This is a genomic window from Corynebacterium sp. HMSC078A10 (assembly GCF_001811565.1).
GTDB lineage: Bacteria > Actinomycetota > Actinomycetes > Mycobacteriales > Mycobacteriaceae > Corynebacterium > Corynebacterium hesseae.
In genome coordinates, this window is the sequence record NZ_KV805180.1 from 191,187 (window position 1) to 200,099 (window position 8,913).

At 58.8% G+C, this 8,913-nt stretch carries 5 protein-coding genes; all 5 read left to right on the forward strand.

What is annotated here, in order from left to right; genetic code table 11:
* Positions 1–17: 17 nt before the first annotated feature.
* The 5 genes from HMPREF2808_RS01845 to HMPREF2808_RS01865 all read left to right on the forward strand — a co-directional run bounded on the left by HMPREF2808_RS01845 (position 18) and on the right by HMPREF2808_RS01865 (position 8,907).
* A complete protein-coding gene (locus tag HMPREF2808_RS01845; RefSeq protein ID WP_070623374.1) occupies positions 18–1,490 on the forward strand; it encodes a DUF3375 domain-containing protein in 1,473 nt (490 codons plus the stop codon).
* Positions 1,487–2,167: a DUF4194 domain-containing protein gene (locus HMPREF2808_RS01850; protein ID WP_070623377.1), complete on the forward strand. Its 681-nt coding sequence runs from the start codon at positions 1,487–1,489 to the stop codon at positions 2,165–2,167. Before HMPREF2808_RS01845 ends, HMPREF2808_RS01850 begins: the two co-directional genes overlap by 4 nt.
* Positions 2,160–5,552: an ATP-binding protein gene (locus HMPREF2808_RS01855; RefSeq protein ID WP_070623380.1), complete on the forward strand. Its 3,393-nt coding sequence runs from the start codon at positions 2,160–2,162 to the stop codon at positions 5,550–5,552. Before HMPREF2808_RS01850 ends, HMPREF2808_RS01855 begins: the two co-directional genes overlap by 8 nt.
* On the forward strand, positions 5,539–6,675 hold the full coding sequence (locus tag HMPREF2808_RS01860) for a DUF3322 domain-containing protein (RefSeq protein ID WP_070623383.1): 1,137 nt from the start codon (positions 5,539–5,541) through the stop codon (positions 6,673–6,675). The genes HMPREF2808_RS01855 and HMPREF2808_RS01860 overlap by 14 nt, the downstream gene beginning before the upstream one ends.
* A 543-nt stretch (positions 6,676–7,218) precedes the next feature.
* On the forward strand, positions 7,219–8,907 hold the full coding sequence (locus tag HMPREF2808_RS01865; RefSeq protein ID WP_070623386.1) for an AAA family ATPase: 1,689 nt from the start codon (positions 7,219–7,221) through the stop codon (positions 8,905–8,907).
* The last annotated feature ends 6 nt before the right edge of the window (positions 8,908–8,913 follow it).

Genomic DNA, 8,913 nt, shown 5'->3' on the forward strand with positions numbered 1-8,913 from the left:
CCTGTCAGAATCAAGACATGTCTGTTGAAGCACGCGCCCTCTCCCTCCGGCGCCTGATGCGCGATTCCGCCGCAATCCGGCTCCTGGCTGCAGACAACGCGCCCGTGATTCTGGCGTTGATTGCGGAGTACTTCCCCCGCGGCACCCGGGCGCGCCCAGCAGCAGAGGTATACGAGCTCATGGTCACCGATTTCGAAGTTTTGGCCAGCGAGTTTTCCATGCCCCGCACGCCACAGAACTACTGCAATGACTGGGTTAAGGCCGGCTGGTTAATTAGAAAGTCCGGCAAGAGCTCCCACGGTGAAACGCTCGAGCCCAGTGAAGATGCTCTCTCAGCACTCGAAGCCATCGAGCGCTGGGAAGCACCGGTAACCGCGGTGACGGCCTCACGGGTGGAGTCGATCAGCTCGGCGCTGCAAAGGTTGGCACGGGATACCAACGAGGACATCGCTAGCCGCGTGGCCAGCTTGGAAGCAGAACGTGACCGCATTGACCGCGAGATTGAAAAGGCACACCTCGGGCAGTTTGAAAGCCTCACCGCCGCGGAGACGGAAGAGCGTGTCCAAGACGTACTGAACATGGCCATGGCCGTGCCGAGTGATTTCGCCCGGGTCCGCCATGAGCTCGAGGCCCTCAACCACCAGCTGCGCCGACAGCTCTTAGATCCGGAGGGCTACCGCGGCGAGGTGCTGGAGGAAATCTTCAACGGCGTGGACCACATTGCGGAATCGGAGGCTGGGCGCAGCTTCCGCGGCTTCTATTCCCTCCTGATGGATAGGGAGCGCAGCGCCTGGTTGGACCAATGGATCAAGGAGGTTTTGGAAAGCGAGCCCGGGCAGCAGCTTGCCCCGGACAGGAGGCAGCGGCTGCGCAGCCTCTTCCGCGATATGGAGGAAACCAGCTTCGAGGTCAACCAGACCATGACCGGGCTGGCACGCAGTTTGCGCAACTACGTCTCCTCCGAGCAATTCGCGGAGGACCGGCGCATGAATGAGCTGCTGCGCGAGGCCCGCGGCATGGCCATTGATGCCGCGCAGAACTCCGAGCTGAAGGCCTTTCACCGGATGGACACACCGCTGCAGCGCATCGGCATGTCGATTCATTCGGTCTCCCGCATCCGCCTGGCCAATCCCGGGCGGGAGGTCGTGGAGGAGGCGCCAGTGGCCTACCAGCCCGGCACGGAAGACCCGCAGGCGCTCTATGAGCTGGTCCGCGAATCAGAAATCGACTTTGAGGAATTGCACGAGGCGGTACGCGGGGCCGTCGCCAAGTCCGGCCCCTGCACTATTGGCCAGGTGCTGCAGGCCTATCCCCCGACGCAAGGTCTGGCCAGTGTGGTGGGTTTGGTACATATCGCGGATTCCCACCCGTTGCCCTCGCTGAAAGAAGAACACGAGACAGTCACGTGGACCGAGGAAGACGGTACCGTGCGTTGCGCCCAGATCCCCACCATGTATTTCGATCACACCACCGTTAAGGAGCTACAGTGACCGCCGCCAACAGCCCCCGCGTCGATGCCGCGCACGAGCCGCCGCTGTGGGAACACGATAAAGGAACGCTGACCTATCATTCGCGGCGCGCGCTGGTGCAGCTGCTGCAGGGCCCGCTCATTCGCGCGCAGAAGGAACCGGTACTGTGGGCGGCGATCATCTCCGACGAGGAGAACCTACGCGCTCGGTTGCACGAGGTGTTCCTGGAGCTCGTCGTGGATGAGACGGAAGGCTTCGCATTCACCCGCATGGTGGAGGAAGACAGCTTGAGCATCCCGCAGGTGCTGCGCACGGACAAGCTTAAGCACATCGACACCGCCATCTTGTTGAACCTGCGCCAGGAGCTGGGCCTCACCCTGCCCGGCGAGCGCGTCATCGTGGACGTGGAGGATCTCCGGGAGAGCATCGGCTATGTCCGTGCGGTGGATAACCGCGACGAGGCCGGCTTCACTAAGCGCTTCAACGCGGCAATGAAACGCATACAGAATGACTATTCCCTCATCAGCGCCACCGAAACCGAGGGCCGCTTTGAGGTTTCCCCGGTGCTGCGCCAGCTTTTCGACGCCTCCACGGTCTCCGCCATCCGGGATGAATACGCCCGCCTGGCGCAGACGGAAGACCAGGATGAGCAGGAACCGGAGCAGATACAATTGCAGGAGGATGCCTCCGATGACTAAGAACACCACCTACTACCCCGGACAATTCCGTATCAGCCGCATCCAGCTGATTAACTGGGGTACTTTCCACGGCTACTTCTCCATCCCGGTAGCTCGCAAGGGTTTCCTCATTACAGGCGGCTCGGGTTCCGGCAAGTCCACGTTGCTCGATGCCATGTCTGCGGTTCTTGTTCCGCAAAGTCACTTGAAGTTCAACGCGGCGTCGCAACAGGACCTTGGGCGGCACAACGGGCGCAACCTCGTCTCCTATGTGCGCGGCGCGTGGCGGCAGCGGGAGAACACGCAGACCGGTGAGATCGCTCCCGAGTATTTGCGGGAGGGCGCCACCAACTCGGTCGTGGCGCTGACCTACGATAACGGCGCGGGCAAGCAGCACACCCTCATCGCTATCTTCCGCCTGAACGGCGGTGAGAACTCAGTAGGCCAGATCAAGAGGTTGTATGGGCTGGTGCCGGGCGACGAGGACATCGACAATCTCAGCCCCTTGCTCACCCGCAGCCTGGACACCCGCAAGATTAAGGCACTGTACAAAGGCCCCGGCACGTCCTTCACGACGACCTACACCACGTTCGCAGACCGCTTCCGCAAACGCCTAGGCATCAAGAATGTGGAGGGCCAGCTCCTTCTCCACCGCACGCAATCCGCGAAGTCCCTCTCCAGCCTGGACCAGCTCTTTAGGGACTACATGCTGGACCGTCCGGCTACCTTTGAGAAGGCGGATGAGGCCGTCGAGCAATTTGAGGATCTGCGCCAAGCCTATTTAAGGGTCGAGGACGTCAAGGCCCAGATTGATACGCTCGCTCCCCTGCCCCAGCTGCATTCCCAGCGCACAGGCGCGGAGGCGGACAAAGCACAAGCGGAAGCCATGGCTGAGGCGCTGCCAGCTGTACGCTCCCGCTTGGTGGCTGAAGAACTGGACGTTCGCATTCGGGCCCTTGCGGCGCAATTGGCCGAAGCCCAGTCTCAGGCCGCATCCCTTGACGCCGATGTTGCTCACCTCGATGACGCAGAGCGCCTCGCCGCAGTGGCCGTCTCCCAGCTCAGTTCGGGTGAGCTCGATACCTTAAGGGCCAAGATAGAAACCGCCGAAAAGGAGATTGAGCACCGCACGAAGGAGTTCCAGCGCCTCAGTACAGCGGCCGGACAGTGGACTGATCACTACGAGCTCAGCCCGCATGGCTTCGCCCAACTACAGGCCAATGCGAAGATCCGCATCGCGGACTTCGAGGCCGACTTCGAAGACCTCATCAACCACCAACAGGAGGCCGGCGTGGCCGCCCGCGACGCCGCCACCGCCTGCTCCACGTTGGACAGCGAGCTGCGTTCCTTCAGCTCGCGGAGAACTAACATCGATAAGGCCTTGGTGGAGCTGCGCTCGCAGCTGGCCCGCGATACCGGTTATGCCGAGTCCGAGCTCCCCTTCGCCGGCGAGCTCATCGATATCAGCCCGCACCAGAGCGAGTGGGAGCCGGTGATCCAGAAGCTACTGCACAATTTCGCCGCCACCCTGCTCGTGCCCGAAGCCGCGCGAGAAGACATCAACCAGTGGGTCAATTCCCGCAACGTGGGCACGCGCTTGGAGTACCGCACCATCCCGGAGTTTGCCCCAGCGCCGGCATCCGCGCGCAGCCCGCGGCAGCTCATCCACAAACTCGAGTTCCAAGACCATGCCATGGCGAGCTGGGTACGCCACCACATTTCGCGCCGCTTCAACTACGAATGCGTGGACTCCGTAGCGGAATTGGAAAAGGTCACCAAGACCCCGGCCATTACCCGCGATGGCCTGGAAAGCCACCCCAAGGACAAGGACGGCTCAACGCGCTTCATCAAGGATGACCGCATGCGTTTTAGCGGCACCGCCTGGTACCGGGTGGGCTCCACCAACACCGCCAAGATTGAGCTGCTGCGATCCCAGCTCACCGAAGCCAAGGCCACCGCCCGCGCTACGGCCAAGCAGGTCCAGGACTTTAACCGGAAGATGGACATCCTGCGCTCCCAGCGCGATAAGGCCCAGCAGGTGCTGGATACCTCATTCCAGGACATCGACACCGCCTCCGCCGAGGCCCGCAAGCGCGATCTGCAGGAGCAGTATGACTCGCTGGCTTCCTCCCCGGAGGCCCAGGCGCTGGCCGCCGCGCACGCCCAGGCCAAGCAGAAGCTCGACGCCGCCCGCACCAAACTCAAAGAGGCACAGAAGCACCTGGGCGACGTCGAAGGCGAGCTCGATCGCTCCACCACTCGCCGCCGCGGCATCGGCCCCATGCCGGACATCGCGGATAAGGACATTGAGACGGCAGTTGTTCAAGCCCTGCACAAAGGCAAACGCAGTCTCACAATCGATGACATCGATGCCCGCCGCGATGAAGTCCAGGCCAGTTTGCAAGAGACCTCCCGCACGGCCGCGCGCCGCATCGAGGAGGCCAATGACAAGATCGTCTCCGTCCTGCACGCCTACCTGTCCCAGTGGCCGGCGGAGGCCGCCGACTTGGAGCCACAGGCCAGCTTTGCCGGCGAGGGCATCGAAAAGCTCAAGTTCCTCCGGGCGGACCGCCTGGCTGATTTCCGTGCCCGCTTCCTCGAGCTGCTCAACGGCCAGACGGTACGCAACCTCTCCCACCTGGCCACGGATCTGCGCCGCGCCCGCAGCGATATTGAGATGCGCATGGACTACATCAACAAATCCCTGGAGCGCTCACCCTTCAACGGTGAGCGCACCCTGCGCATCGACGTCAAGGACGCCCGCGGCCAGGTGGTCCAAGAATTCCAGCGGGATCTCGATGCCGCCACCTCCTACAGCCTGGCAGAAGTCACCGAGGATGATCCAGCGGCAGCCATTGCGCGCTACCACGCTTTGGACAAGATCCTAAGCCACCTCGGCTCCAGCCAGCCGGAGGATATCCGCTGGCGCAACGTGGTTTTGGATACCCGCCGGCACGTTAGCTTTGTCGGCCGCGAGTGCTACCCCGATGGCACGACGGCCAACACCTATCAGGACTCCGCCTCGCTCTCCGGCGGCCAGGCACAGAAGCTCGTCTTCTTCTGCTTGGCCGCAGCCCTGCGCTTCCGCCTCGCGGAGCCGGACCAGGACGTGCCCACCTATGGGTCCATCATCTTGGATGAGGCCTTTGACCGCGCGGACCCCACTTTCACCCGCACGGCTATGTCCGTCTTCGCATCCTTTGGGTTCCACATGATTCTGGCCACGCCGTTCAAGCTCATCCAGACTCTCTCGCCCTATGTGGACGGCACCATCGTGGTCAGCTACGACGAGCCCACCATCGACGGCCGCCCGCAGGCACGCACGGGCTACAAACTTATCGACGCCTCCACCACCCACGACCCCCAACAACCCGACCCCAAGGACTCCGACGATGCGGACTCCTAAAGACCTGCAGGGGCATGCCGCCAAGTACCTGCACAACCACTTCGCCGAAGCACTGGCTGATCCCGCTGCGCTCAACCTGGACTGGCCGCTGCACCCGCCAACAGCTACGGCCGCCGCCCGCGATATCAAGGCCACGAGGGACTTCATCCGCGCCTGGCAGCGCTGGCCGCACCAGGAAGAGGTCATCTATGAATCCCGCAATTGGTCCCGCGCGGGCCTTGGCACCAACGACGTTCCCACACGCGCAGTACTCACCGGCGCCGCGCGCATCGCTGCCGCCGCGGGGCTGATGTCCGACTACAACCGGGCCCTCCAGCGCGCCCACGATATCGCCGCCATCTTTCCGGGCTCCCCGGACTTCACTCATACCGTCCGCCGCACGTACAACCAGTGGAAGGACTTAAGCACCTACGACCTACGCTGCCTTGGACCGTGTCTGACCTGGCTGCGCGCCAACCCCCACTCCGGCGAATGGGAGCGCGCCGTGCCGGTGGAAGGTGTGGACGGCAAATGGATAGGCACCCACCGCCGCCTGCTCCAAGCACTCCTTGCTCCCTTCGGCATCACGGACTTGGGCCTGCGCCGCAGTGACGCCCGCCTGCGACTGCGCTACCTCAACCACGCCCCGGCACTCTCCGATATCGAAATCCCCCTCGCCGACGCCGCCACCCTCTTCCCCGACACCCCACCCCGGGTGCTCATCGTGGAGAACAAACAAACCTTCTTGGCGCTTCCCGCGCTTGCCGACGCCTCCCCAACCACCATCGCCATCCTCGGTTCCGGCACCGCCGCCCACCAACTCCACGCACTGGGCTGGCTGCACAAAGCCGACATCACCTACTGGGGCGACCTCGACGCCGCCGGCTTGGCCATCCTCAACGCCGTGCGCGCCCACTTCCCCCACACCACATCACTACTCATGGACCCCGCCACCGTCACCGAATTCCAGCACCTAGCCGTCCCCGACCCCGGCGACGGCTCCGCCACCCTCACCCACCTCACCACCGAAGAGCAGCGCGCCTACCGCCAACTCTTCACCAAAGGAAGGCTGCGAATCGAGCAGGAGCGGATTCCGTTTGCATATGCGAGTGATGCCATTAAGAAGCGACTCGGGCCAACATAGCGGCACCGGCCCCAAGCACGGTAGAAAAATGACCCTCACCTGCCAGTAGCCCCGGTGAAGGTCGAGCAGCTGTACACACAGTAGGACTGCCCCTACCGAACATTATGCCCAACGAGCACAGAGATGGTCAACGCCGCTGCGCCAAGGTTGCGCGGCGGCGGATCCCCAGATAGATAAAGGCAGATCAGTATACGTTCTGGAAACGAAAAATTGTCCGATACAAGCGCTCCTATTAGCGCTCCTATTAATGAAAACAAAAGCCCGTCCGATAAGCAGTACATCATCTGACTCGTAGAGTTGCCGAAAACTATGCAGCCTCAGTGCTGCTGCCACAACTGCCAAGGCAAAGCGAAACCTATCCAAAAGGCTCGATGGCTTATAGCATGCACCACGATTTTGGCCAACATCAGGCTAGAACTGATTCATTCGATTGTGTAGCACTGGCCAATCCACCTATTCACACTTCAATAGCGGTCAATCAAAGGTAAACTATATCTAGGTGAAGCCCGATAAGCGCTTCAAAGCTTATTGAAAAGAGGTAAATTGTTCTTAGACACTGTGGGGCTATGCGGATTCAAGTTCACGAGCGATAACCCGCTCAATTTTTCGGGTGATTTTAAGCTCTTCATCAGAAATAGCAAGAAAGGAAACCCCGTCGAATCCCAACTGGCTATTGCTTACGGAAAAAATGGTTCTGGAAAATCTACCCTCGCGAAGCTCTTAGGCAACCCAGCATCCCAGCAGAACCCGCCATTCACCGCTCTCTACTGTAAAGAGAATGGCATCAGCGAACTACCCGTTCCAGAAGCGATTGACAACTGCTATTTATTCAACGAAGAGTTCGTAAATGAAAATATTAAAATAGCTTCTGACGAACTAGGCGCCATCGCACTAGTCGGACCGCAAGTTGACGTTGACCACGAACTTGAGCAACTCGAATCCGCCAACCATTCACTGTCCAAGACATGCGATGAACTGACCGAAGCCATCCGAGTCAATAATGAAAATTACCAGAAAACTATTGAAAATATAAAGCTCAATCTAAAGGAAACCTGGGCCAAGAGATCAGCTAAGATTGAAGGTCGCGCCCGAAAGAATGTCACTGACACAATTTTACAGCAGCTAGCCTCACCCAAAGTTTTCGATAAGAACGACACGCCGCTGGACGAGCTGCAAAACAACCTACAAAGCGAGATTCTGAATCTTGAGTCCTACAGAGGGCTGAGAGCAGAAAACTGGATAGCCCCAACCTTTCGCAATCCTTTCGACAAAGAAGCAGTCAAGAGAAGTCTTCTAGGTACACCGCAAGAAGATTCGACCAACCCTACTAGCCAGTTAGTCGGACTTTTCGCTAAGGCTTACCCCTCCGTCAGCCAGTTAAACCATCTTATCGACTTTCTAGATCAAGACCCGTCCCACTGCGATAAGTGCTTACAGAAGGTCACCACCGAACTAAAAGAAGATCTTCGAAATCTTGCCAAGAAACAATTGCAAACACTCCGTATGCAGAATGAAGCGCAACAAGTAACTCGCCTTCTAGCTCCCATCCCGGATCTGCTTTCGCTACCAAGCGTTGCGAAAATTCCTAGCGAATTAGAACGGAAAACTAAAGATAGTTTTGACAGATTTCGCAAAGAGATTATTTTACTTAATAGCCAGATAAAACAGAAGGAAGACCAACCCCACCTGGGGATTGATGTCAGCTTTGACTCGTTAGAGCTCGAATTAAACGATCTCCAAAATTGCATTGCACTTATTCAAGAATCGGTCAACCAACACAACTCTATTGTAACTGATTTCGAACGTCTATCTTCCGACGTTAAGAAGCTCAACTTAAACGTAGCAATAAGAGAGAATAGATCCGACCTCATACAGGCCCTACAATCTGAATTAAAGATATCTGCACTTAGCATCCAACTAAACAAAGTGCAGAATAAAATCAATTCCAACCTTGACAGAATAGGAGACTTAGAAAGGAAAATCAAAAAGACCGATATTGCCATCAAGGAGATTAATTCTCGACTGTTTACGGTATTTGCATCTAGAAAGCTATCCCTGCGCGCAGCTGAAAAAGGGTACAGAGTGTTGTGCAACGATCGGATAGTCTCACCTGAGAAGCTTTCAACAGGAGAACGGAACATTTTAGGCTTGTGTTACTTTTTTGTTCACATTGCCCAAGATCAGAGCATCGAGGATGCCTATAAGTGGCTCTTCCGGTTTCGGGGTGCGTAGCGGGGT

Coding starts and splice junctions, on each gene's coding strand:
- HMPREF2808_RS01845 (WP_070623374.1), top strand. CDS start 18: ATGTCTGTTGAAGCACGCGCCCTCTCCCTCCGGCGCCTGATGCGCGAT.
- HMPREF2808_RS01855 (WP_070623380.1), top strand. CDS start 2,160: ATGACTAAGAACACCACCTACTACCCCGGACAATTCCGTATCAGCCGC.
- HMPREF2808_RS01860 (WP_070623383.1), top strand. CDS start 5,539: ATGCGGACTCCTAAAGACCTGCAGGGGCATGCCGCCAAGTACCTGCAC.